Below are 25244 nucleotides of genomic sequence, written 5' to 3' on the forward strand. Positions count from 1 at the left end.
CTTATATTATATATTATTTAAATTATAATAATAAGAGAACTTTTTATATTAATTTAAGTTTTATATAACTATTTCACCTTCTGCCATGTCTCCACTAAATGAATAAATCTTAACCTTTAATATTTTTCCTGAGATATTACAATTTGAATTTGCTTCTACTCTTATGTAATTTGAAGTATATCCACCATAAACACCTGGTTTCTTAGCTACTTCTTCTTCAAATAAAACTTCCATTGTTTTTCCTAAATAAGCTTTAGAAAACTTTTCTTCATTATCAGTATTTAATTCTATAAGCTTTTTACTTCTTTGTTCTTTAATATTACCATCTACTTGATTTTCCATATTTGCTGCTCTAGTACCTGTTCTAGGACTAAATTTAAATATATGCATTTTTGTTAATTTGATTCTTTCTAAAAATTCATATGTTTTATTAAATTCTTCTTCTGATTCTCCTGGAAATCCAACAATTACATCTGTAGTTATTGAAACATTTTCTATATTTTCTCTTAAAAGATTTACTATATCTTCATAATCTTTAGCTGTATACCTTCTGTTCATTCTCTTTAATGTCTCATTACAACCACTTTGAAGAGAAAGATGAAAATGAGGACATAACTTTTTAAGAGCTAACATTCTTTCAACTATCCCCTCTGTAAAGAACGTTGGGTCTATAGAACCTATTCTAACTCTTTCAATACCATCAATTTTCTCTATTTCTTCTAATAAATCTATTAATGTAACTTTTTTATCTAATTCAACACCATAAGAAGCAGTATGAATACCTGATAATATTATTTCTTTAAACCCATGTTGTGCTAAACTTCTAATTTCATTTAAAACCTTATCTGGGTCTTTTGAACATACTGAACCTCTTGTATAAGGAATTAAACAATATGCACAAAATCTATTGCATCCATCTTGAATTTTTAAGAAAGCTCTTGTCTTATCATTATAATTTTCTATATTTAAGTCTTCAAAAACTTTATTTTTTAATACAGCAGCAACTTTTATTTGTTGTTTTTTTTCATCTCTAGCTTTATTTACATAATAAACTATTTCTCCCTTATTTCTACTTCCTAAAACAACATTAACTCCCTCAATAGCCCCTACTTCTTTAGGTGCTATTTGTGCATAACAACCAACAGCAGCAATTATAGCATCTGGATTTAATCTTCTAGCTCTCCCTATTATTTGTCTAGATTTTTTATCTCCCATGTTAGTAACACTACATGTATTAATTACATAAACATCCGCAACTTCATTAAAATCTACTACTCCATATCCTTCTCTAGTGAATTTCTCCATCATTGCTTCTGATTCATATGTATTAACTCTACAACCTAATGTGGCAAATGCAACCTTCATTAAAATTTCCCTCCTACATCACCAAGTTCATATTGTAAAAGGGCAATACAAGTAAATCCCGCTGTTTCAGTCCTTAAAATTCTTGGACCTAATGTAACAATATGAGCTCCTATGTGCTTTAAATATTCTATTTCATTTTCTTCAAAACCACCTTCTGGTCCCACCATAATACCAATATTTTTAATATTAGAAATATCTATAGATTTAATCATGGATTTTACTCCATAACCTGTTGCATTTTCATATGGAATAACTATTAAATCCATATTTTTCATAAGTTCTAAAGCATCTTTAAAATCTATTGGTGTTAATACCTTAGGGATTTGACTTCTCTTGCTTTGCTTACAAGCTTCTAAAGATATTTTATTTAATCTATCTAATTTTTTAAATTCACCTTTAAGTTTTATATCTACTCTATCTGTAATGGTTGGAACTATTTCGTTCACTCCTAATTCAACACATTTCTGTACTATCAAATCCATTTTTGCTGCCTTTGGTAGTCCTTGAAATAATGTTATATGTATATTACTTTCATTGTTTATATTTAATTTCTCTAATAATTTTATAGTAACCTGTTGCTTATTTACTTCTTCTACTTCTCCTAGAAACTCTTCTCCTTGAAGATTATTTATAGCCACCTTTTCACCCTTGGTAACTCTTAAAACCTTGTAAATGTGCTTTACATCCTCACCTACTATAATAGCGTGTGTTTCTGTAAACATTTCACAAGATGTAAAAAATTTATGCATACACAATCTCTCCTTGAAAAACTAAATTATTTTAACTTAGCCACAATGCAATTCCATTCTCCATCTATGTTAACTTCCATTACTTCAAAACCTTCTTGCTCTAGCTTATCTATAACCATTTGTCTTCTATCATGTATTATTCCTGAAGTTATGAATATACCATCTTTATTTAAAATCTTCTTAACATCATCTACTAATATACAAACTACTTCTGCAAGTATATTAGCTACAACTATATCTGCATTTCCTTCCACTACATCTAAAAGATTTCCATAAAGAACCTCTATATTACTTATATCGTTAAAGCTTATATTTTCTTTTGCAGCATCTACAGCCACTGGGTCTAAATCTACTCCTACCACATGCTTAGCTTTAAGTTTTGATGCAACTATAGCAAGTATTCCTGAACCAGTTCCTATATCAAATACAGTTGTCTCTGGTTTTACATATTTCTCTAATGCTTTAATACACATACTAGTAGTTTCATGGTCACCAGTACCAAAAGCCATTCCTGGATCAAGTTCTACTATTAAATCATTTCCTTTAACTTCATATTCTTCCCAAATTGGTTTAATAACTATTCTTTCACCTATTTTAATTGGCTTATAATACTTCTTCCAATTGTTAGCCCAATCTTGCTCATACATTTTTTCAGCTTCTACCTTAGCTTCACCAACATTTAAACCACACTTTTTTAACTCTTCCATTTTTTCATTTACATAAGTTAAAATTTCTTCTATATTATCTTCTTCTGAGAAATATCCTCTAACTACAGCCGCATTTCCTTTATGCTCTAATATATTTATATCTGCAAAATCCCAAGTTAATGGTCCTGTTTCTCTTCCTAAAATATCATTTGGGTCTTCTATAGCTACACCTTTACAATCTAATGTATAAAATATTCCTGATACAGCCTCTAAAGCTTCACTTTTTGTTATAACTCTAACCTCAATCCAAATTCCGTCCATTTATATATCAATCCTTTCTTTATCTACTTTGACTAATAATATATTTTACACTTTGACATTATATATGTCTATGATTATTGACATATTTACAAGTATTTTTATACTGTAATTAATATATATATTTACTTAAAATAACCAAAACTTAAAAAGTATATAATAAAATAATGTTATAATACTTAAATAAAAAAATAAATTTGGAGGTAATTATGATTTTTGATTCTCATATTCATACTGAATTTTCAAGCGATAGTAAAATGAAAATTGAAGATGCTATAAAAATAGCTAAAAAAAATAATATTGGTCTTATAATTACAGAACATCTTGACCTTAATTACCCTGTACCAACAGAGTTTCGTTGTAACTTACCTAAATATTTTGCTACATATGAAAAATATAGAAACGAAAAAACTTTACTTGGTATAGAGACTGGACTTTCTCTTTCAACTTTAAAGGAAAATGAAAAATTAATGGATAGTTATTCTTTTGATTATATAATTGGATCAATTCATAGTGTAAATGATATAGATATTTTTAAAGATTATATAAAATTAGAAATGGATGAAAAACAATTTTTTCAAACTTATTTTAAATACATGTTAAAATGTGTACAAACTCATAATAATTTTGATTCCTTAGGACATATTGATTATCTATACAGATATGCACCTTTTAATGGTGCTGAAATAAACCTAAATATTCATAAAGAAGTTTTAAGTGAAATAATAAAAACCTTAATTCAAAAAGAAAAAGTAATGGAACTAAATACAAAAAGGCTTTCAAAAAAATCTTCAAGAACATCTCTTATAGAAGTGTATAAACTATATAAAGATTTAGGAGGAAAATATGTAACTTTAGGTTCCGATTCTCATTCTAATGACAGAATTTGTGATAATTTCAAAATAGCTACAGATATGATAGAATCATTAAACTTAAAAGGAGTCTACTTCAAAAAAAGACAAATTCATTTTTTTTAATGAAAAAACCTACACTAAAATTTTATTAGTGTAGGTTTTATTAAATTAAAAACAATAATTTAATTTGTGTAAATTTATTTATTTCTTTTTCTTAAAGAAATTGAATCCACCTTTTTCTTCATTTTCATTAACTGATTCTCCTGAAGCTATCATAAAGGCTCTTAATGCTTCTTCTTGTTCTTTATTTAAATGTTTAGGTACTTCTACCTTAACATGTACATACTGGTCTCCTCTACTTGAAGAGTTAATTTTAGGAACACCTTTTCCTCTTAATCTAAACTTAGTTCCTGGTTGAGTACCTGCTGGAACTGTGTATTTAACATTTCCATCTACAGTTGGAACCGTTATTTCAGCACCTAAAGCAGCTTTAGCCATACTTATTGTATATTCATAATGAATATCTGAACCAGTTCTCTTGAATATCTTAGATGGTGCTACCGCTATTCTAATATATAAATCTCCTGCTGGACCACCATTTACACCATGTTCTCCTTGTCCTCTTAAAGGAATAACATTTCCTGTATCAACACCAGCTGGAATTTTAACTGTTATTTTTCTATTTTTTCTTACCGTTCCTTTTCCCTTACAATCTGGACAAGGACTTTCAATAGTTTTACCTTTACCGCCACAAGCATCACATGTTGATGTAGACATAAAGTTACCTAAAGGTGTTTGTCTTGTTACTCTTATTTGTCCTGAACCACCACATTTAGCACATGTTTTTGGTGATGTTCCTGGTTTAGCACCAGTTCCTTTACAAGTTTCACAATTTTCTGTTCTTGTTAAAGATATTTCTTTTTCAACACCAAATACAGCTTCTTCAAAATTAATATTTAAAGAATATTCTAAATCTGAACCTCTTTGAGGTGCATTTCTTCTTGAAGTGGAACCACCACCACCAAAGCCACCGCCAAAGAATGTTTCAAATATATCTCCAAAACCACCCATGTCATTAAAGTCAAAACCACCACTAAAGCCACCGCCACCAAAGCCACCGGCACCATTCATACCAGCGTGACCAAATTGATCATATTGAGCTTTTTTTTCTGCATCTGTTAATACCTGATAAGCTTCATTAAGCTCTTTAAATTTTTCTTCTGCCTCTTTATCACCTGGATTTCTATCAGGGTGATATTTTAACGCCAATTTTCTAAAAGCTTTTTTTATGTCATCATCTGAAGCACCTTTTTGAAGACCTAGCACCTCATAATAATCTCTTTTAGACACTACTTTCACCACCTATACTTGAAATTACTTACAAAAAGGGAAGACGGATGCCTTCCCTTATGTTTTAATATATACCTTTATATTATATCAAACCTTCCGTAGTTGTGATATAAAAATTATTTATCATCTTCAACTTTAAAGTCAGCATCAACTACATTATCATCTTGTGGTTCACTAGCTTCTGCATTTCCACCCATATTGTTTGGATCGAATCCTTCACCAGCTTGTGCTCCACCATTTTCTTGATATACTTTAGAAGATATAGCGTAGAACTCTTGAGTTAATTCATCCATAGCTTTTTTGATAGCTTCAATGTCTTCTCCATCTTTTACGCTTCTAACTGCTGCAAGTTTTTCTTCTACTTTTGCTTTATCATCAGCAGAAACTTTATCTCCTAGTTCCTCTAAAGCTTTTTCTGTTTGATAAACAGTTTGCTCTGCATTATTTTTAACTTCTATTGACTCTTTTCTTTTCTTATCTGCTTCTGCAAATTGTTCTGCTTCTTTAACAGCCTTATCTATTTCATCATCACTAAGGTTAGTTGAAGCTGTTATTGTAATATTAGCCTCTTTACCAGTTGCTTTATCTGCTGCTGAAACTTTAACTAATCCATTAGCATCTATATCAAATACAACTTCTATTTGTGGAATTCCTCTTGGAGCTGGGGCTATTCCTGATAAAGTAAATCTTCCTAAAGTTTTATTATCAGCAGCCATTTGTCTTTCACCTTGAACTACGTGAATTTCAACTGATGTTTGACCATCTGCAGCTGTTGAGAATATTTGGCTTTTTCTTGTTGGTATTGTTGTATTTCTTTCTATTAATGGAGTTGCTATTCCACCTAAAGTTTCAATTCCTAATGTTAATGGAGTAACATCTAGTAATAATACATCTTTAACATCTCCAGTTAATACTCCTGCTTGTATAGCAGCTCCCATAGCTACACACTCATCTGGATTAACTCCTTTTGAAGGATCTTTTCCAGTAAAGTTTTTAACAGCTTCTTGAACTGCTGGTATTCTTGTTGATCCACCAACTAATAATATCTTATCAACATCTGACATTGATACATTACCTTGTTTAATAGCTTCTTTCATTATTGATATTGTCTTCTCAACTAAATCATGAGTTATTTCATTGAACTTAGCTCTAGTTAAAGTCATATCAATATGCTTTGGACCTGTAGCATCAGCAGTAATAAATGGTAAATTTATTATTGTTTGAGTTGATGAAGATAACTCAATTTTAGCTTTTTCTGCTGCTTCTTTTAATCTTTGTAAAGCCATTTTATCTTGTCTTAAATCTATTCCATATTGATTTTTAAAATCATTTGCTATATAATCTATAATTCTTTGGTCGAAGTCATCTCCACCTAATCTAGCATCTCCATTTGTTGATACAACTTCAAATACTCCATCACCTAAATCAAGTATAGATACATCAAATGTACCACCACCTAGGTCATATACTAATATTTTATGAGTATCATCCATTTTATCTAAACCATAAGCTAGTGCAGCTGCTGTAGGTTCGTTTATTATTCTTAATACCTCTAGTCCAGCTATTCTACCAGCATCTTTTGTTGCTTGTCTTTCAGCATCATTAAAATAAGCTGGAACTGTTATAACTGCTTGAGTTACTTTTTCTCCCAAATAAGCTTCAGCATCAGCTTTTAATTTTTGAAGTATCATTGCTGATATTTCTTGAGGTGTATAATCTTTTCCATCTATAGTCACCTTATAATCAGTTCCCATATGTCTTTTTATTGACATTATTGTTTTATCTGGATTAGTAATTGCTTGTCTTTTAGCTACTTGACCTACTAATCTTTCACCATTAGCTTGAAATGATACAACTGATGGAGTTGTTCTAGCACCTTCTGAGTTAGTTATAACTACTGGTTCTCCTCCCTCCATAACAGCTACACATGAATTTGTTGTTCCTAAGTCTATACCTATTATTTTAGCCATAATAAATTCCTCCTATTTTCAAATTATTTATATCTATTAATTTAAAATTCTTTTTAACTTAAATTTATCTTTAATCTTTAATTTACAACTTTAACCATGGTATGTCTAATAACTTTATCTCCTCTTTTATATCCTTTTTGGAAGACTTCAGCTATTTCATTTGCACCATAATTTTCATCTTCAGCATGCATTAAAGGTTGATGTAAGTTTGGATCAAACTGTCCTGTTGCATCTATCTCTTCAACTTGAAGATTTTCAAGTGCATTTTGAAACTGTCTTACAGTCATTTCTACACCTTTTTTAAGATCATCAACAGTACCATCTACCGCTACTGCTCTTTCTAAATTATCTAATACTGGAAGAATTTTCGTTAAAACATCTTCACAAGCATCAGTATAAATTCTTTCTTTTTCTTTATCTGTTCTTTTTCTATAATTTTCATATTCTGCATTAATTCTTAATAATCTATCTTTTAAAGCTTCTAATTCATTTTCTAATTTTTTTGTTTTATTTTTAAACAACATATTTTCTTCCTTTAAAGCTTTTAACTCTTCAAAATCAAGAACTTTTTCCTCTTGATTTTCCTCCTTGTCTGTATCGTCAGAAGTGATTTCGGCATTTTCTTCTACAGTTTCAACTGTATCATCATTTTCTTGTATATTTTCATTTAAATCTTTATCTTTTTCATTATCATTAATCACTTAAACTAACACCTCTTTTCTATTTTTATCTATTATTTAAAATTTCATTAAGTTCTTTCATAACACCATTCATTAAGCTAATAACTTTTGAATAGTTAATTCTTCTAGGTCCTATCAATGCTATAGATCCTAAAGGCTTTCCGTCTAAATAATACCCTGCTGAAATTACAGAACATTCTTTTGCTTCTGGAAGAAAATTTTCATCTCCTATTTTGATACTTATATCTTCATCTCCATTTATAAGCTTAGAAACATTGTCTTTATTGTGCAATAACGATAATATTTCTTTAGCTTTTTCTATATCATTATACTCAGAATAATTAAAGATATTTGTAGTACCTTCCATAAACATTTCTGATTTTTCATGAACCTTTAAACTTTCATACAAAGCAGGTATCAAGGCATTAAATATATCTTCATAGCCTACCAGATCAGCTTTTAGCATATTTATTACCTCTAGATTTATTTCATCTATAGTTAGATTTTTCAATCTACTATTGGTAATAGCATTTATTTTACTTAATTCTTGTAACGTTGGAGCTCTATTAACTTTTATTAAATTATTCTTTATAACTCCATTATCTGTTACAAGTACACACAACATATTACTATCATCTACAATTATTAATTGTATTGACTTTATAAAGCTCATTCTTATAGAAGGTGCTTTAACAACACAAGTTAACTTTGTAAGTTCTGATAATAAAGTGCTTGCTTGTTTAATAATCTTATCTACTTCATATAGAGCACCATTTATTATACACTGCTTTATCATAAGTTCTTCATCTGGACTTAATCTTTCATATTCCATAATTCGGTCTACATAAAGCCTATATCCCTTACTTGAAGGAACTCTTCCTGCTGAAGTATGAGGTTGTTCTAGAAATCCCATATCTTCTAAGTCAGCCATTTCATTTCTGATAGTTGCTGAACTTATTCCTAGGTCATACTTTTTAGCGATAGTCCTTGAACCTACAGGCTCTCCTGTTGATATATAATCACTAATAATAGCCTGTAAAATCTTTAATTTTCTATCATCTATCACTAATCTCACCTCTTTTATTAGCACTCACTTTTTATGAGTGCTAATGACTACACTATTAATATATTATTTATCTTTTTTTTTGTCAATTTTATTTTAGCCTTTTATTATTTATTTAAGCATATTAATCAAATTTATTTTTATTTTTCTTTAAATAACTATTAAATTCTTATTTTTTCTATAATATTTAAAATTAATAATTTCTTATCATATCTTCTATTTTATTTAATACAAATTAATATATATTACTAAAGAAATTTTAAAGTAATATTTTTATAATAAAAATTCCATCATAACTAAATTAGATAATTCAATACCTTTTTTAGTAAGATATATTTTTCCTGATTCTCTTATTAATAGCTCTTCCTTTTGAAACTTATGTATAATGTCTCTATAAATATCATCTATATTTTTTCTAAATCTCTTTTTAAATTCTTCTTCACTTATACCATCTATTTTTCTTAACCCCATAAACATGAACTCTTCCATATTATTTTCAATACTGTTCTTTTCTATACTTTCAATAGGTTTCTTATTATTTTTTATTAATGCAATATAATCTTCTATTTTTTCTACATTTTTTATTTTTTTATTATTTATAAAAGATGTAGCCGCTGTCCCAATACCTAACCATTCTTTTAAATCCCAATAAGCTAAGTTATGTCTACATTCTTTATTTTTCTTACTAAAATTAGATATTTCATATTGATTATACCCATGTTCACTTAATTTTTTTAATGTTAAATTATACATTTCTCTTTCTTCATCTTCATTAGGTAATTGAATCTTTCCACATTCATAAAAATCATAAAAAGGAGTTTTTTCTTCAATTATTAAACTATAAGCTGAAATATGTTCTGGCGATAAATTTATTATTGAATTTAAAGTTTCTTCCCAATCTTCAATTTTTTGATTAGGTAATCCAAACATTAAATCTACATTAATATTATTAAACCCATATTTTCTTGCTAATAAAAAATTTTCTTTAAAATCATTAAATGTATGAATTCTTCCTAATTTATTTAATAAATTATCTTGAATAGCTTGTAATCCAATACTTATTCTATTTACTCCATTTAATTTCATTAACTCTAATTTCTCAGCTGTTATACTTCCTGGATTACATTCTATAGAAAATTCAATATCTTTGCTTAATGTAAGTGTATTTATAGCCTTTAATAATTCATTTAATTCAGATAGGTCTAAAATACTAGGTGTTCCTCCACCTATAAATATAGTTTCTATATAATGATTAGGAATATATTTTTTTATTTCTTTTATTTCTTCACATAAATATTTAATGTATTCTTTTTTTAAAAATTCTTTCCCTGCATAAGAAGAAAAATCACAATATAGGCATTTTTGCTTACAAAAAGGAATATGTATATACAAAGATAGTTTTTTCATACTTACCTCCAAATTTTATATAAATATTTTTGAAGAAAGGTAATGCATACCTTTCTTATTTTATTATTCTAACACAATCATACAAATAAAAACTCATGGAAAAACCATGAGCTTTTATTTATATTTCTTTTAAATCAATATTAATTATATTATGAACTAAAAGATGTCTTTGCAAATCTATTATTTCAGTTTGTATAACTTCTTCATTTAATTGCAAATCTATAACTCCTTCTCTGCCTTCTCTTTGTATAAGTTTATCTAAATCTGAACCTTTTATACTTATAGGCACGTTTTCACCATTTTTTCTTTTTAATAAACCAGTAGCTCTTCCCTCATTTCTAAATTTTCTACATTTTAATTTTAAATCTCTTAATTTTGCTTTTAACATACTAAACCGCTCCCCCTGTTTACATAATTTTGTTATTTGTTATTTGTATAAATATATTTAGAGAGAGTTTATTTCATTCCTATTTTTTTTATTTTATAAAAAAAATCTCTAAAGAATTAAATTCTTTAGAGATTTTTATAATTAATCTACTTTTAATACTGCCATAAATGCTTCTTGTGGAACTTCAACAGAACCTAATTGTCTCATTCTCTTCTTACCTTCTTTTTGTTTTTCAAGAAGCTTTTTCTTTCTTGAAATATCTCCACCATAACACTTAGCTAATACGTCTTTTCTCATAGCTTTAACTGTTTCTCTTGCTATTACCTTTGACCCTACAGCTGCTTGAATTGGCACTTCAAACATATGTCTTGGAATTATTTCTTTAAGCTTTTCAGCTATTGCTCTACCTCTATGATAAGCTCTTGATTCTGGAACTATCATAGATAAAGCATCTACTGTATCGCCATTTAAAAGAATATCTAACTTAACTAATTTTGATTCCTCATAACCTTTTAGTTCATAATCTAAAGATGCATAACCTCTAGTTTTTGATTTTAATGTATCAAAGAAATCATATACTATTTCATTTAAAGGAATTTCATAGTGTATAACAACCCTTGTTTCCTCTATATATTGCATATCTATAAATTTACCTCTTCTCTCTTGGCAAAGTTCCATAACTGCTCCTGTATAATCTGTAGGCGTTATTATAGATGCTTTTACAACTGGCTCTTCCATGTGTGCAATCTCAGTCATTGGAGGAAGATTTGTTGGATTTGTTAAATCCATTTCTTCTCCATCAGTTTTTGTTATTTTATAAATAACAGATGGTGCTGTTGTAATTATATCTAAATTAAATTCTCTTTCTATTCTTTCTTGAATTATTTCCATATGAAGTAACCCTAAAAATCCACATCTAAAACCAAAACCTAAAGCTATTGAAGTTTCTGGTTCAAATGATAATGCAGCATCATTTATCTGAAGCTTTTCTAAAGCTTCTTTAAGTTCTTCATATTTTGCTCCATCAACTGGATATATTCCTGAATAAACCATTGGTATAGCTGGTTTATATCCCATTAATGCCTCATCTGTTGGTCTATCAGCATATGTTACAGTATCTCCAACTCTAGCATCTCTTACATTTTTAATAGAAGCTGTTATATATCCAACTTCCCCAGCACTTAATTGTTTAACTGGCATTAATGCAGGTGTAAATACTCCCACCTCTGTAATTTCATAAACCTTGTTTGTAGACATAAGTTTAATCTTCGTACCTGGCTTTACAACTCCATCTTTTATTCTTACATAACATACAACACCTTTATAACTGTCATAATAAGAATCAAAAATTAAAGCTTTAAGAGGAGCCTCTTCATCACCTTCCGGACATGGAACATGTTTTACTATAGTTTCTAAAACATCTTCTATATTTAGTCCAGTTTTTGCTGATATTAAAGGTGCATCTTCTGCTTCTATTCCTATAACATCTTCTATTTCTTGTTTTATTTCATCCGGTCTAGCACTTGGAAGGTCTATTTTATTTATTACTGGTACAATTTCTAAATCATTATCTAAAGCTAAATAGCAGTTAGCTAATGTTTGTGCTTGAATACCTTGTGTCGCATCAACTACAAGTACAGCACCTTCACATGCCGCTAAGCTTCTTGAAACTTCATATGTAAAATCTACATGTCCTGGAGTATCTATAAGATTTAATATATATTCTTCTCCATTATCTTTTTTATATATTAATCTTGCAGCCTGAGATTTAATTGTTATTCCTCTCTCTTTTTCTAAATCCATAGTATCTAGAACCTGCTGCTCCATTTCTCTCTCAGTTAATGTTCCTGTTTTTTCTAAAAGTCTATCTGCTAAAGTTGATTTACCGTGGTCTATATGCGCTACTATTGAAAAGTTTCTTATATACTTCTTTTTATCCATATCTAAACCTGCTCTCTTACCTTATTATATAAGCTTTTGAACAGTTTTCACCCCCATGCAAAATAAGTCAAAATAAATTATATCACAATTAGGTATAAAACTGTCAATAATAATTATATCATGAAGCCATTACAATCTCTACAAAGGTAGATATCTTATCTATAAAATGATTTATACTATCTATTAAATTTACTAATCCTTTACCTATTATTCCTTTATTTATATCAACTTTATAATTATCTATAACTGCATATACTTCTTCATCTTCTCTATATATTTTTATTTTGCTTTCATCTTTACTAAACATACTTAAATCCATACCAGTTTCTTCTTTTAATTTTTCTGAATCCACATTACTAACTTCTAAATCTTTATTATTAAATACTTTAGTATTCTCAATGTTAATATTAACATAACCCCAAAAAAATATTATAGAAAATAATATAAATGGTATTGTAAAAATAATCTTCTTCAAAAAATAACACCCCTAAGATAAAATTTTAATGCATTCTAATTTTTATAAATCAAATTTAAAATGCAAAATACTATCTATTAAGGATGTTCAAATTTTTTAATTTTATTCAATTATCTATTTATATATTCGGCTATAAGTCTTGCTATATATTTAGCAGTAGCCATTGCTTCTTGTGGTGCATTTTCTACAGCACCACATTCAATTAATATAGAGTTAGGACTTAACTCATGATTAAAAGCTTTACTTCCATTATTATAAACTAAAGGCTCTTTCCTTCTCACTAATCCAGGAAATAATTCATATCCTTTATTTATAAAAAACATAGCTATTTCAGTGGTTTTGCTAAAATGTGGCGTATTTTTTGTAGTTACCGGAAGTATTTTTGCTGTATCTTCTCCATTTATATTAGTTACAACAGCTTTTCTATTATGATCGCCAACAGTATCTCTATGAATATCTACTATTAATTTAAAATCTCCATATTTATTTAAATATTTTTTTACAGTTTCTTTAGATCTTGCATAACTAGCATTATAATCTGATGAATGAAAAGTTTTATCATGAATAACTGATATTCCATAATTCTCCTCTAGTTCTTTAGCTACTAAATTTCCAACTCCAACTACAGTAACATTGTCATCAGTAGACCGGTTATTTTCTTTTCCATAGTTTTCTGCAGTATGAGTATGATATATTAACACTTCTGGTTTTGACTGATCTAGTGCTTTCTTTAAACTTGGATCATACGCTGCATTATTTACTGTAGCATTAGTGGCATTCATTTCTTCATTTGAAAACATATCTATGGTATCATCATTTAAATTAAAGGATAATATATTAGTTACATCTAAAGAATCTGGCTTATCTAATTTTGCTATTTTGCTCATTGAATTAAAATAAGGAATTGCTTCCATAGCTAAATCTATAGGATCTATTGGTTTTATATTTAAAGCTTCTAATATTAAATTTGTTATGCTTGTATTACTCTCTATATATGCTTCTTTATCATAATAAGTTCCCTTTATAAGAGGCATACCTCCATTCAGTAACTGCACATAAGATAAGTTTCCATGTACATCTTTACTTAATGCAACCTTTATAAATCTAAACATAAATAATAGTAAAAAACTTAATAATAAAATCATTCCAACAGATATTGCACTTTTATTTTTAGCTGTCTTCAAAATTCATCCCTCCCTCATATTTAAATTTATATGAGAAAGGGAAAAATATTATGTTATTCTTAATTTAAAAATTTATTAATATCTTCCATAATCATGTTAGGTTGTAAAGCTATATTTATTCCATTAGATATAATTTTTGCTACTGAATCTATCACATCATCCACTTCTTTCGGTGTAACCATTAAATCTCCTACATATGGATTAAGTAAGGTTTTAATTAATTGACTCTTTTCATTTTTGTTAATAGATTTTAACATATTATAAAAATCTTTTCCTTCTTCAGCCTGATTTATCATTTCATCTAAAACTAAATCCATAGCATCATTAGCAATAGTTGCAGCATCTACTACCGTTGGAACACCTATAGCAATTACAGGTACTCCTAATGTTTCTTCATTTAATTTCATTCTATGATTTCCAACACCTGCACCTGGAGATATTCCAGTATTACTAATTTGAATAGTTCTAGCTACTCTTTCTAATCTTCTAGATGCAAGAGCATCTATACATATAACTAGTGATGGATGAATTTTTTCCACTAAAGCTCTTATTATTTCTCCAGTCTCTATTCCAGTAATCCCTAAAACACCTGGTGCAATAGCACATACTGGTCTTACAGAATCATCAATGGCATCCGGCATTACTTTTTTTAAGTGTCTTGTTATCATTAATTTCTCTACAACTTGTGGACCTAAAGCGTCCGGAGTTACATTCCAGTTTCCAAGCCCTACTACTAAAGCAGTTTTTTCCTCTGGAATTTTTATAACTTCCTCTAAAGCTGTGGCTAAAACATGAGCTACTTGATCTTTAATAGTACCATCATAATGAGTATATTCAGGAATATCTAATGTTACATATCTTCCAATTGGTTTTCCCATAACTTTTGCTCCATTTTCATCAATTACATCAACATTAGTTACCTTTACATCATCCATTTCTCTTTCTTCTACAATTACCCCATCTATCTCCCTATTAAACTTAGATTTGTACATTTCTCTAGTTTCTACAGCTAAATCTGTTCTTACATCAAACATAAATTCACCTCTTAAAAATAATAATAATATTATTATTATTTTTACCTAAAAAGTAATAATTATGTTTATAACTTTAAAAAATACTTGAACTTATATATTTATGATGATATAATAACCTTTGTTAAATATGAACTCGTACGCAGGATCCCCAAAACTGCAGAGACGGCATAAAAATCGAAGGGGGTGAACTAAATGGCAAACATCAAATCAGCAAAGAAAAGAATAAAAGTTACTGAGAAGAAGACTGCTCAAAACAAAATGGTTAAGTCTGCTCTTAAAACAGCTATAAAGAGATTTGAAGTAGCAGTTGCTGCTAAGAATAAAGAGGAAGCTACAGTTGCTTTCAAAGGAGCTGTTAAAGCTTTAGATATGTCTACTACTAAAGGAGTAGTTCATAAAAACATGGCTGCTAGAAAGAAATCAAGATTAGCTGCTAAGTTAAACGCTATGGCTTAATTATAATGGTGTTAGGAAATCCTAACACCCTTTTTATTATATTTAAAACAACTTTAATTTTAAGGTAATTGACAATTTATAATCATAAGCTCTAATTCAGTTTTTCCATCTATATTAGTGCTTTTTAATTTTTTTTCACTTTCCATACATACTTTAATACATTTATTTATTTGCTTATTTGAAAATTTTTTACCTTGATTTATAAATTTTTCTACAACAAAAGGTGGAATTGAAAAACCAAAAGCTCCTTTAAAATCTTTAGATATTTCCTCTATTTTATAACCTTGTTGTGATCTCATTTTAATTCTATATAATTTTTGAAACTGATCTCTTATTTGACTTAATATAACAATTGGATTTTCTCCCTTATTAACTAATTCATTCATTAAATCTATAGCTTCATTAGCTTTTCTTATAGATATAAATTCCACTAAATCAAAAATATCTGATTCACTTTTATGAGGTAATAAAATTTCAATATCTTTTTTAGTTATAGGTCTTCCATTTGAATAATTTACTAATTTATCAACTTCTCTTTTTATAATATCAAAATTATTTTCTACTAATTCACAAAAATATCTTAATTCTACTTTTGAAATTTCCCCACCTAATTCTAAGAAAATACTACCTACTTTTTTATAAAATTTTTCTCCTTTTAATTTTTCTATTGATACAATACAAGCTTCTTTATCTAAAGTCATTAATTTTTTTAGTTTATTAATTCTTTCTCTTTTGTCTTTCAATAATACATATACTATTAATACACAATAATCTGGGGGATTTTTAAAATATCCTATACACTCGTTATAATTTTTTTGATTTTCACTATCTAATTTTTCTTTTAAAAAAGGAACTCTATCTACTATTATTGCCTTTTTTTCGCTTAAAAATGGAACAGTTTCACAGGCAATTTTAAAATCTTCAACTTTAAAATTATTTCCATCAATCTTGGTAATATTTAATTCTCGAAAATCTTTATCTATTGCTTTATTAACTATTGTATCTATACTTTCCTTTATTAGCATTTCATCTAATCCACAAAAAATATAACAATTTCTTATTTTTCCTTCGTTTAATTCTCTATGTAATAGTTCTAAATCTATCACTTTATATCAACCTTTCAATATTCTGTCTTTTTTAAATTTCCTGTAAAAAAAGATATGTTATATACCTCTTTATCAGTTAATGGTATTATATCATATTCTTTGTTTATTAACATTAAATAAGATTTTGACAGGCTTTTATCTAAATATAAAAAATATTTTTTCCCTATTTTGCAATATACATCTTCATTTATATTATTTATCTCACTAACAAAAAAGTTTTTTCCTAAGTTATCATAAAAAAATTTATTGTTAGAGTTAGTTATAGCTACTTTTCTAAATCCACTTTTTATTATTAAAGCTTTATTCCATTTCTCATTATAAATTTGAAAACTTATATTTGGAGTATAATTTATCATAATTACTATTGGAATAAACATATAAATAAATTTTTTAAATAATTGAAATCCATTATAAGCCATGTAAAAACATCCTAGCATAAGTATATATATTATAGCTAAAACATTTTGTGAGTAACTCATTGGTAATAAAAATTTATCTAATAAAATTAAAGCTCCTTTAAAACTTAATAATATTAATTTAGTTATAAAAAAAATAAGCTTAAATACAATTAAATTTTTATAAAAGAAAAATAATAATAAGCTTAATGGTAACATAAATGATATTATAGGAGTTAAAATAGCTCCTGCTAATAAAAAATTTAAAGAAAAACTATTGAACTTTAAAATCATATAAGGATATATAAATACTTGTGCTGCTAAGCTTACACTAATAAACGAATTAATACTATTAGGTAATTTATAAAACAATCTCTTAAGTTTATTGTAAAATAATATAATACCTAAAGTACCTAAATAAGATAAATTAAATCCTACATCATAAAGATTATATGGCTTATATAATAATAAAATTATAGCTGATAAGCTTAAACCACTTATATTATCATAAGTTTTATATACTTTTGTTGAACTTTTTATTATAACTATCATAAAAAATGCTCTTAAAGCTGAAGGAGATAATCCAGTAATTAAAACATATATAGCACAAATTATTATAGCAACTTTTAGAGAAAATATTTTATAAATATAAGAAAAAATTAAATTTAGATGAAATCCTGATATGCAAATAAGATGTATTATTCCTAATTCTTTTAAATATTCTTTTTGACCATAACTTAATTTGCTTTTATCTCCAAAAGCTAAAGAAGTTAATAAAGCACTTTCCCCTTTTGAAAAATATTTATTTAGCAAAAGATTATATTCTTTACTAATATTAACAAGCTTATATATAAAGTCTTGCTTTCTTTCAATTATATTTTCTATAAATATATTTCCTATTACTCCATTTTCCAAATCTATTTCTTTTTTAAATTTTCCTTTAACTTTTATTACTTCTCCTTCTTCAAACTTAAAATCTTCTCCATATATTTTTATATTTCTTCCTCTTAAATTTCCTGCACTATAATTTTCATAAATTTTACTTACTCTTAAAGTATAAATAAAATTTTCATTTTCTTGTATTCCATAATAAATACTTGTTGTTAAACTAGAAAAAACAATGAATATTATACCAATAACAAAATACTGAATATCCAATATAAAAAAATAAATTAAAAAAATAAGTACAGCTATTAAAACTGCACCCATTAAATAATTTTCATAAGTACAATAAATTAAATTGCCTAAAATCACAGAAAAAATAATTAAAACTAAAGGTCTATCTATTTTAAGTTTATCTATATTAATTTTCATTAATATCACCTCTAATTAAATCATTTCCAAATTTTCAACTATTAATCTATTGTCCTTTAGTTTTGGGATTAAATATAATTGCCATAATATAACCAAAGAAAATTGCTGCTGTTATTCCACCTGCTGCTCCTTTAATACCTCCTGTTAAAACTCCTATTAATCCTTCTTTATTTATTTCTTTAATTGTAGCTTTAGCTAATGCATATCCAAAACCAGGTAATGGAACTGTAGCACCAGCACCTCCAATTTGAACTATTTTTTCATATATCCCTAAAGCACCTAAAATAGTTCCTATTGTTACAAATGCTACCAATATTTTAGCTGGTGTTAATTTAGTTTTATCAATTAAAACTTGAGCTATTACGCAAATTAACCCACCAACTACAAAAGCACCTATATAATCTTGCATATTAACACCACCTTGTTATTTAAATTCTATTGCTACTGCATGCGCTATACCTGGTATACTTTCTCCTTGAAGCGAAGATGTAGGGCTCATTAAAGCTCCCGTAGAAATCAATAATACTCTTTTAAAATTTTTTCTTAATAATTCTTTGTATAAATATCCACAACTCACTACTGCTGAACATCCACAACCACTTCCACCTGAATTAGTTTTTTGTCTTTCATTATCAAATATTTTTTCTCCACAATCTATATAATGACCATTTATGTCATATCCATATTCTAACATCAAATCTTCTGTTAAAGTTCTCCCTATAGTACCTAAATCACCAGTTGCTATAACATCATAATCCTTTGCAGTTCTTCCTGTATCTTTAAAATGTTTATATAAAGTGTCTACTGCCGCTGGAGCCATTGCAGCACCCATATTATCTGCATCTTTAATTCCATAATCTTTTACAATACCTGTAGTCACATGTGTTACATAAGGAAAATTCCCTGTTTTTCCAAGCAACATAGCACCAGAACCTGTTACAGTCCATTGAGACTGTATTTTCCTTTGTGATCCATATTCTAAAGGAAATCTAAATTGTCTTTCTGCCGTACTAAAATGAGATGAAGTCGTTGCAATAGCATATTTAGCAAAATCTCCATCTACTATCATAGATGCTAAACTTAAAGATTCAGCCATAGTTGAACATGCCCCATATAATCCAAAAAAAGGTATTTTAAATTCTCTAGCAACAAAATTAGTAGATGTTAATTGATTTAATAGATCACCACCAAATAAATAATCTATTTGTCGTTCTTCTAAATTAGATTTTCTTATTACTTCTTCTATAGCAGTAATCATCATACTGCTTTCTGCTTTTTCAAAACTTTCCTGTCCATTACAGTCATCACACAATATTTTATCAAAATAATTTTTTAGTGGCCCATCACCTTCCTTTGGACCAACTACACTATATGTTGAAATTATTTTTGGATAACTTTTTAACTCTACAGTTTGTAATCCAATTCTTTTTAAATTACTACTCATACTAATTACCCCACTACTTTAAAGTACATTAATGCATAATATATTAGCCCAACTATTACTGAAGTTCCAATACCATAAACTAATACTGGCCCCGCTATAGTAAACATTTTAGCTCCAACACCCATAACAAAGCCTTCTTTTTTAAATTCTATAGCCGGAGAAACTATACTGTTAGAAAAGCCTGTAATAGGTACTACTGTCCCTGCACCTGCAAACTCTGCAATTTTCTCATACCAACCTAATCCAGTTAATAATGCTCCAAGAAACACCAATATAATAGGCACTAAACTACTAACATGCTCTTCTGAAATTCCATAATTTAATAAAGTATTCTTAATAAATTGTCCTAAAACACATATTAATCCACCTACAATAAAAGCCCTAATAGAATTTTTAACAACTTTTGGTTTTGGTTTTTCTTTTTCAATTAGTTTTTCGAAGCTCTTTTTAACTTTTTCATCACCCTTGTATTTTGTCATTATATCCCTTCCTTTATCTTAGTAATACAATTTTATTATTTCTTTTAATTTATAATATATTCATTTAATACTATTATTTAAATTTGAAATAATACTCTACAAAAAAAAATTAAGTCACATGTAATCTTTTATAAATAGATTTCATGCAACTTATTACATAATAGTATTTCATTTTTATCCCTCTTCTAAGTGTTTTTTCATTACTCCAAGCACTTTTTTCTCTATTCTTGATACTTGAACTTGACTTATTCCCAACATTTTTGCTACTTGTATTTGAGTTTTATCTTTAAAATATCTTAATAAAATTATTTGTCTTGATTTTAAATCTAATGAATTGATAGCTTCTTTTAATGCAATTTTATCTATCATTTCATTGTCTTCCTCTGCATTTTCACTTAATTTATCTATTAATAAAACTGGTGATCCTTCATCTTGATGTATAGTATCATATAAATATTGCATACTATTACTAGATTCTAAAGCAAATACTATTTCTTCTTTATTTATTTTACAGTATTCTGAAAGTTCTTCTATAGTTGGTTCTCTATCTAATTTTTTAGTAAGTTGCTCTCTATCATAATGAAGTTTCTTTGCTAAAACCTTTATGTTTCTACTTACTTTTATAATTCCATCATCTCTTAAAAACCTTTTAATTTCTCCAATAATCATTGGTACTGCATAAGTAGAAAATTTCACATTAAAAGTAGTATCAAAATTATTTATGGCTTTCACTAACCCCATAGACCCTATTTGAAATATATCTTCATACTCATATCCTCTATTAATAAATTTTTTACATATTGAAGAAACAAGAGGAGTATTTACTTCAATAAGTTTATTCATAGCTTCTTCATTTCCTGATTTAGCCATAACTATAAGTTCTGTATTATAGTTATAATTAAAGTTTTCTTTTTTCATATTCATTATATCCATAAACATCACCTATAGCTAAAGAACTAACTTCTTTTGCATTATAATCTTAGTACCAGACCCCTTTTTACTTATAACTTGAACTAAATCCATAAAAGTTTCCATAACTGTAAATCCCATACCTGAACGTTCTAAATCCGGTCTTGAAGTATATAAAGGTTCTCTAGCTTGGTCTATATTTTCTATACCGTTACCTTCATCTTCTACAATTATAGTTACATTTCCACTGTCTATAGTAGTCTCTATCTTAACACTTTTAGATTCATCATTATTATATCCATGAATAATGGCATTAGTAACTGCCTCTGATACCGCTGTCTTTATATCAGTTAATTCATCTAATGTAGGATCTAATTGTGATACAAATGCAGCAACACCTACTCTTGCAAAGCCTTCATTTTGAGATTTCGCTAAAAACTCTAGCTTCATATTATTATCTACCATACTAATTCCTCCATTAACTAAACTGAACTGCCTCTTTTATATTTTCATAAACTTTTATTATTTTAAATATTCCAGAAAGTTCAAATACTCTTTTTATATTCTTATTTATAGCAGCTATAGAAATATTTCCTTTTCTTAAAGCCATCTTCTTATATCTACCAATTATAACACCAATACCTGAACTATCCATAAATGTAACACCTGAAAAATCTATAACTAACTTTTTTATATTATCTCTATCTATTCTATCGTCTACTTTTACTCTTACTTCTTCTGCACTATGATGGTCTAACTCTCCCATAAAACTAACAATTAAAACATCCTCTAAATTCTCAAAACCTATATACATAATAAATTACTCTAAATGTTAGAGTTTTTCACCTCCTACCAGTTATCTTCTTCCATATTTTATCATATACTAAGAACAAATGTCAAATATTACTAATTTTGAATATTTTTCGTATTATTTATTTAATAAAATAAAAATGTAGATTAAGATACTTCTTAAAATATATCTTATCTACATTTTTATTATTAACTTTAATCTCTAAATTTATTTAATTCACAACTAATCTTTGTTGCAATATCCTCAAAAGATAAATCTTCTCCACCTAATAAAAGTATTATTGCATCATTTATTTCTTTCATAGTATATATTTTAAATTCCCCTTTTTCAATAGCACTTTCTACTTCTGAATTTAATATTAATTCATCTTTATTACTCTCAGGTATCAATACACCCTTACCTTTATAACTATCTACAGTTTTACATACATTAAAAAAACCTTCAACCTTTTCAGTTACTCCTCCTATAGGTTGAATTTGTCCAAATTGATTTATAGAACCTGTAATAGCTATATTTTGCTTAGAAGGTATTTTACTTAATGCAGAAAGCATAGCTATTACTTCAGCCACTGATGCACTATCTCCCTCTAATCTTCCATAAATCTGTTCAAAGCTTAAATGAAAATCCACTGGAATAGTTGAATATATATTAAGAAAATTGCTTAAAAATCCTTTTAATATACTTATAGATTTTTGATGTATATTTCCACTTAAATTACTTTCTCTTTGTACATCTATTATTCTACCACTGCCTTTATAACACACACAAGTAATTCTTAATGGTTTTCCAAAACTTAAATAGCCTAAATCTATTACAGATAACCCATTAATACTACCTATAATTTTTTCATTTGTTTCTATTAATATTTTTTTATTTTTATACATTTCTAAATAATCAACTTCAAACTTAGACATTTTATAAACTACTTCATATAATTCATTTTTAGTAATATTTATATTATTCTTACTTAAAGCTAAATCATTAGCTAATAATAATATTTTTTCAACTTCTGTAATGTCCCAATACAATTTATTTTTATCAGAAGCTTTTCTAGATAAGAATTTTCCTATTTCATTTATAACATCTTTTTCTAAATTTAATAATTTATTTTCTTTAGCTATTTTATTTATATTTTCTACTAAAGAATATTTAGTAAAATCATTTATATCAACATATGGACTAAACTCTGCTTTTATTTTGAATATACTTTTAAAATCTTCATCATAATTATAAAGTACATCAAAACTTTCACTATCACCAATTAATATTACTTTTACATCAATAGGAATAGGTTGAGGATTTAACCCGTTTAAAGATAATATTTCTAAATATCCTCTATTAAAATCATAACTTATCTTATTATTTAATAATGCTCTCCTTAAATAATAATAACTACCATCATTATTTAATAAAGAATTCAATCTAAGAATCAAACATCCTTCATTTGCTTCTAAAATAGAACCTCCTTTTATTAAAGATACATCTGTTAAATACGTTCCATTATGATTTTCATATTCTATAGTTCCCATAAGATTACTCATAGTAGGATCTTCTTCAAATATAACTCTTGGATAACTATGCTCCTTATTATCTATTATTATATTTATAACATATTTGGATATAACTTCTTCAATTCCATCTTCATCATCTTCAAAGTTCATAGTATAATTAGTGATTAAAGCTTTTTCTATACTATCACAAACATCATTTAAATATTTAATAGCTTTCTCTTCATCCTTGAATTCTTCTTCCATATCTTCTCTAATATACTTTGATTCCTCTTTTAAATAATCTCTTAATATTGATTTTAATTTTTCTATGGAATTTAACTCCATATCTTTTAACTTATTTAAAACTCCTTCTGCTCCTTCTTTTAACTTTCCAGCTTTTATAGATATATCTCCTTTAGAATCATCCTCTAATTCATCAAATTCATCCTCTGTTATGGCTTCTCCATCTAATAAAGGAATAAATGCAAACCCTGATGAAGTAGCTTTTAAATCAAAACCTTCTTCTTTAGCAGCTTTTATCAATCCACCTATATAATCACTTCTTTTTCTTTGAATATCATTAATTATATCTTCTTTTTCCTTATTAGTTGAAGAATTATAAAATAGAAAAGTTTTATCATAATAAAAATTTTTTACAGCATCTAATCTATTTTTTAATACCTGTCCTATACCATTAGATAGAAAAAGTACTTTAGGCATTCTAATATCATCTAAAGTTACATAGCATATATCTTTAGGTTTATTTTTCTTTTTGAGTATACTTTCTACATGGCTTACTATTTTATTTAATTTTTCTTTTGAAAATGAATCAACTAAATATACATTAAACCCTGGATTTCTTATATTTAAAGCTTGCTCTACTGATTCACATACATCTATATATTCTACACTGCAGTCTTTCTCCTCTCTGGTAATTACTTCTGTAAAATTTAAATTATATATAACTTCTTGTGGAGTTAATTCTTTTATCATAAAATTTTTCACCCCTAAAATTAAATAATATTCTTTAATTTAAGATATTATTTTAAATTTAGGATAGTGCCTCCTTTTAAGTGCTTTATTATATTAATATTCTAAAAATATTATTTTAGCCATAAAAAAGATATTTTTTATATATAAAATTTTTCCGACACAGAATAAAACATTATCTTATAAACTTATTTTAAATTATTTTTTTGTTAATATTACTACATTTAAAATCTTCAAAACTGTTGAAATAGCAATAAATATGTTCTCTATATACTTATTAAATTTAAATTAATATAATTTCAATGTTAAACCCTAATTATTCATGAAAAAATAAAAATCATAATAGATATGGCTTAAAATAATGCTTTTCTACAAAAAAAAATTCACCTATTAGGTGAAAAAGTATAGAAAAAAGGATTCAACCC

Annotated in this window: 24 protein-coding genes; 2 read left to right on the forward strand and 22 right to left on the reverse strand. The window is 27.1% G+C overall.

Features of this window, described 5'->3' with window-relative positions; translation table 11 throughout:
* Positions 1-60: 60 nt before the first annotated feature.
* Genes mtaB through prmA form a run of 3 tightly spaced genes read right to left on the reverse strand, consistent with a single transcriptional unit; the run spans position 61 to position 3082 of the window.
* On the reverse strand, positions 61-1365 hold the full coding sequence (gene mtaB, locus GBZ86_RS00505) for a tRNA (N(6)-L-threonylcarbamoyladenosine(37)-C(2))-methylthiotransferase MtaB (RefSeq protein WP_152886715.1): 1305 nt from the start codon (positions 1363-1365) through the stop codon (positions 61-63).
* On the reverse strand, positions 1365-2114 hold the full coding sequence (locus tag GBZ86_RS00510) for a 16S rRNA (uracil(1498)-N(3))-methyltransferase (protein ID WP_152886717.1): 750 nt from the start codon (positions 2112-2114) through the stop codon (positions 1365-1367). The genes mtaB and GBZ86_RS00510 overlap by 1 nt, the downstream gene beginning before the upstream one ends.
* A gap of 26 nt (positions 2115-2140) precedes the next feature.
* Complete coding sequence (gene prmA, locus GBZ86_RS00515) at positions 2141-3082, reverse strand: 50S ribosomal protein L11 methyltransferase (protein ID WP_152886719.1); 942 nt, start codon at positions 3080-3082, stop codon at positions 2141-2143.
* A 206-nt stretch (positions 3083-3288) separates the two neighbouring features.
* On the opposite strand from prmA, the gene GBZ86_RS00520 reads away from it, so the two are divergent.
* Complete coding sequence (locus GBZ86_RS00520; protein ID WP_152886721.1) at positions 3289-4056, forward strand: histidinol phosphate phosphatase; 768 nt, start codon at positions 3289-3291, stop codon at positions 4054-4056.
* 78 nt (positions 4057-4134) lie between these two features.
* Here GBZ86_RS00520 and dnaJ read toward each other — a convergent pair whose 3' ends face one another.
* From dnaJ to gpr, 10 genes are all read right to left on the reverse strand, one after another.
* Positions 4135-5283: a molecular chaperone DnaJ gene (dnaJ, locus tag GBZ86_RS00525; protein ID WP_327443379.1), complete on the reverse strand. Its 1149-nt coding sequence runs from the start codon at positions 5281-5283 to the stop codon at positions 4135-4137.
* Between the two features lie 116 nt (positions 5284-5399).
* Positions 5400-7253, reverse strand: a complete 1854-nt coding sequence (dnaK, locus tag GBZ86_RS00530; RefSeq protein WP_152886723.1) for a molecular chaperone DnaK — start codon at positions 7251-7253, stop codon at positions 5400-5402.
* A 77-nt stretch (positions 7254-7330) separates the two neighbouring features.
* Entirely contained in the window at positions 7331-7954 is a 624-nt protein-coding gene (gene grpE / locus GBZ86_RS00535) for a nucleotide exchange factor GrpE (protein ID WP_327443382.1), read from the reverse strand.
* A gap of 25 nt (positions 7955-7979) precedes the next feature.
* Positions 7980-8999: a heat-inducible transcriptional repressor HrcA gene (gene hrcA / locus GBZ86_RS00540; RefSeq protein WP_327443384.1), complete on the reverse strand. Its 1020-nt coding sequence runs from the start codon at positions 8997-8999 to the stop codon at positions 7980-7982.
* 270 nt (positions 9000-9269) lie between these two features.
* Positions 9270-10403 (reverse strand): radical SAM family heme chaperone HemW, encoded by a 1134-nt coding sequence (gene hemW, locus GBZ86_RS00545; RefSeq protein WP_152886725.1) that lies wholly within the window; start codon positions 10401-10403, stop codon positions 9270-9272.
* A gap of 118 nt (positions 10404-10521) precedes the next feature.
* Entirely contained in the window at positions 10522-10791 is a 270-nt protein-coding gene (locus tag GBZ86_RS00550) for a hypothetical protein (protein WP_152886727.1), read from the reverse strand.
* A gap of 141 nt (positions 10792-10932) precedes the next feature.
* Entirely contained in the window at positions 10933-12732 is a 1800-nt protein-coding gene (gene lepA / locus GBZ86_RS00555) for a translation elongation factor 4 (protein WP_152886729.1), read from the reverse strand.
* A gap of 118 nt (positions 12733-12850) precedes the next feature.
* Positions 12851-13207 (reverse strand): hypothetical protein, encoded by a 357-nt coding sequence (locus GBZ86_RS00560; RefSeq protein WP_152886731.1) that lies wholly within the window; start codon positions 13205-13207, stop codon positions 12851-12853.
* 110 nt (positions 13208-13317) lie between these two features.
* Positions 13318-14391: a stage II sporulation protein P gene (locus tag GBZ86_RS00565; RefSeq protein ID WP_234885097.1), complete on the reverse strand. Its 1074-nt coding sequence runs from the start codon at positions 14389-14391 to the stop codon at positions 13318-13320.
* A 59-nt stretch (positions 14392-14450) separates the two neighbouring features.
* Positions 14451-15425 carry a GPR endopeptidase gene (gene gpr, locus GBZ86_RS00570; protein WP_152886732.1) on the reverse strand — a complete coding sequence of 325 codons (975 nt, stop codon included), beginning with the start codon at positions 15423-15425 and terminating at the stop codon, positions 14451-14453.
* 192 nt (positions 15426-15617) lie between these two features.
* Here gpr and rpsT point away from each other — a divergent pair, with 192 nt between their 5' ends.
* Positions 15618-15881: a 30S ribosomal protein S20 gene (gene rpsT, locus GBZ86_RS00575; protein WP_152886734.1), complete on the forward strand. Its 264-nt coding sequence runs from the start codon at positions 15618-15620 to the stop codon at positions 15879-15881.
* A 59-nt stretch (positions 15882-15940) separates the two neighbouring features.
* Here rpsT and holA read toward each other — a convergent pair whose 3' ends face one another.
* From holA to GBZ86_RS00620, 9 genes are all read right to left on the reverse strand, one after another.
* Complete coding sequence (gene holA, locus GBZ86_RS00580; protein ID WP_327443392.1) at positions 15941-16987, reverse strand: DNA polymerase III subunit delta; 1047 nt, start codon at positions 16985-16987, stop codon at positions 15941-15943.
* A gap of 14 nt (positions 16988-17001) precedes the next feature.
* Positions 17002-18696, reverse strand: coding sequence for a ComEC/Rec2 family competence protein (locus GBZ86_RS00585; protein ID WP_152886736.1), 1695 nt, complete (start codon positions 18694-18696; stop codon positions 17002-17004).
* Between the two features lie 46 nt (positions 18697-18742).
* Complete coding sequence (spoVAE, locus tag GBZ86_RS00590; protein ID WP_152886738.1) at positions 18743-19105, reverse strand: stage V sporulation protein AE; 363 nt, start codon at positions 19103-19105, stop codon at positions 18743-18745.
* A 15-nt stretch (positions 19106-19120) separates the two neighbouring features.
* Positions 19121-20140: a stage V sporulation protein AD gene (spoVAD, locus tag GBZ86_RS00595; protein WP_152886740.1), complete on the reverse strand. Its 1020-nt coding sequence runs from the start codon at positions 20138-20140 to the stop codon at positions 19121-19123.
* Positions 20141-20145: 5 nt separating this feature from the next.
* Positions 20146-20619, reverse strand: a complete 474-nt coding sequence (gene spoVAC / locus GBZ86_RS00600; RefSeq protein WP_152886742.1) for a stage V sporulation protein AC — start codon at positions 20617-20619, stop codon at positions 20146-20148.
* A gap of 174 nt (positions 20620-20793) precedes the next feature.
* Positions 20794-21552 carry an RNA polymerase sporulation sigma factor SigF gene (gene sigF, locus GBZ86_RS00605; protein ID WP_152886744.1) on the reverse strand — a complete coding sequence of 253 codons (759 nt, stop codon included), beginning with the start codon at positions 21550-21552 and terminating at the stop codon, positions 20794-20796.
* Between the two features lie 15 nt (positions 21553-21567).
* A complete protein-coding gene (gene spoIIAB, locus GBZ86_RS00610; protein WP_152886746.1) occupies positions 21568-21993 on the reverse strand; it encodes an anti-sigma F factor in 426 nt (141 codons plus the stop codon).
* 13 nt (positions 21994-22006) lie between these two features.
* Positions 22007-22342 carry an anti-sigma F factor antagonist gene (gene spoIIAA, locus GBZ86_RS00615; protein ID WP_152886748.1) on the reverse strand — a complete coding sequence of 112 codons (336 nt, stop codon included), beginning with the start codon at positions 22340-22342 and terminating at the stop codon, positions 22007-22009.
* A gap of 191 nt (positions 22343-22533) precedes the next feature.
* Positions 22534-24822 (reverse strand): AAA family ATPase, encoded by a 2289-nt coding sequence (locus GBZ86_RS00620; RefSeq protein WP_152886750.1) that lies wholly within the window; start codon positions 24820-24822, stop codon positions 22534-22536.
* Between the last annotated feature and the right edge of the window lie 422 nt (positions 24823-25244).

Origin of the sequence: Clostridium tarantellae, assembly GCF_009295725.1 — a bacterium.
Lineage (GTDB): Bacteria > Bacillota > Clostridia > Clostridiales > Clostridiaceae > Sarcina > Sarcina tarantellae.

Coding starts and splice junctions, on each gene's coding strand:
- sigF (WP_152886744.1), bottom strand. CDS start 21,552: ATGGATATAATGAATATGAAAAAAGAAAACTTTAATTATAACTATAAT.
- dnaK (WP_152886723.1), bottom strand. CDS start 7,253: ATGGCTAAAATAATAGGTATAGACTTAGGAACAACAAATTCATGTGTA.
- spoVAD (WP_152886740.1), bottom strand. CDS start 20,140: ATGAGTAGTAATTTAAAAAGAATTGGATTACAAACTGTAGAGTTAAAA.
- GBZ86_RS00520 (WP_152886721.1), top strand. CDS start 3,289: ATGATTTTTGATTCTCATATTCATACTGAATTTTCAAGCGATAGTAAA.
- spoIIAB (WP_152886746.1), bottom strand. CDS start 21,993: ATGGTAGATAATAATATGAAGCTAGAGTTTTTAGCGAAATCTCAAAAT.
- spoVAE (WP_152886738.1), bottom strand. CDS start 19,105: ATGCAAGATTATATAGGTGCTTTTGTAGTTGGTGGGTTAATTTGCGTA.
- GBZ86_RS00550 (WP_152886727.1), bottom strand. CDS start 10,791: ATGTTAAAAGCAAAATTAAGAGATTTAAAATTAAAATGTAGAAAATTT.
- spoIIAA (WP_152886748.1), bottom strand. CDS start 22,342: ATGTATATAGGTTTTGAGAATTTAGAGGATGTTTTAATTGTTAGTTTT.
- lepA (WP_152886729.1), bottom strand. CDS start 12,732: ATGGATAAAAAGAAGTATATAAGAAACTTTTCAATAGTAGCGCATATA.
- mtaB (WP_152886715.1), bottom strand. CDS start 1,365: ATGAAGGTTGCATTTGCCACATTAGGTTGTAGAGTTAATACATATGAA.
- spoVAC (WP_152886742.1), bottom strand. CDS start 20,619: ATGACAAAATACAAGGGTGATGAAAAAGTTAAAAAGAGCTTCGAAAAA.
- GBZ86_RS00585 (WP_152886736.1), bottom strand. CDS start 18,696: ATGAAAATTAATATAGATAAACTTAAAATAGATAGACCTTTAGTTTTA.
- GBZ86_RS00620 (WP_152886750.1), bottom strand. CDS start 24,822: ATGATAAAAGAATTAACTCCACAAGAAGTTATATATAATTTAAATTTT.
- hemW (WP_152886725.1), bottom strand. CDS start 10,403: ATGAAAAAACTATCTTTGTATATACATATTCCTTTTTGTAAGCAAAAA.
- rpsT (WP_152886734.1), top strand. CDS start 15,618: ATGGCAAACATCAAATCAGCAAAGAAAAGAATAAAAGTTACTGAGAAG.
- gpr (WP_152886732.1), bottom strand. CDS start 15,425: ATGTTTGATGTAAGAACAGATTTAGCTGTAGAAACTAGAGAAATGTAC.
- prmA (WP_152886719.1), bottom strand. CDS start 3,082: ATGGACGGAATTTGGATTGAGGTTAGAGTTATAACAAAAAGTGAAGCT.
- GBZ86_RS00510 (WP_152886717.1), bottom strand. CDS start 2,114: ATGCATAAATTTTTTACATCTTGTGAAATGTTTACAGAAACACACGCT.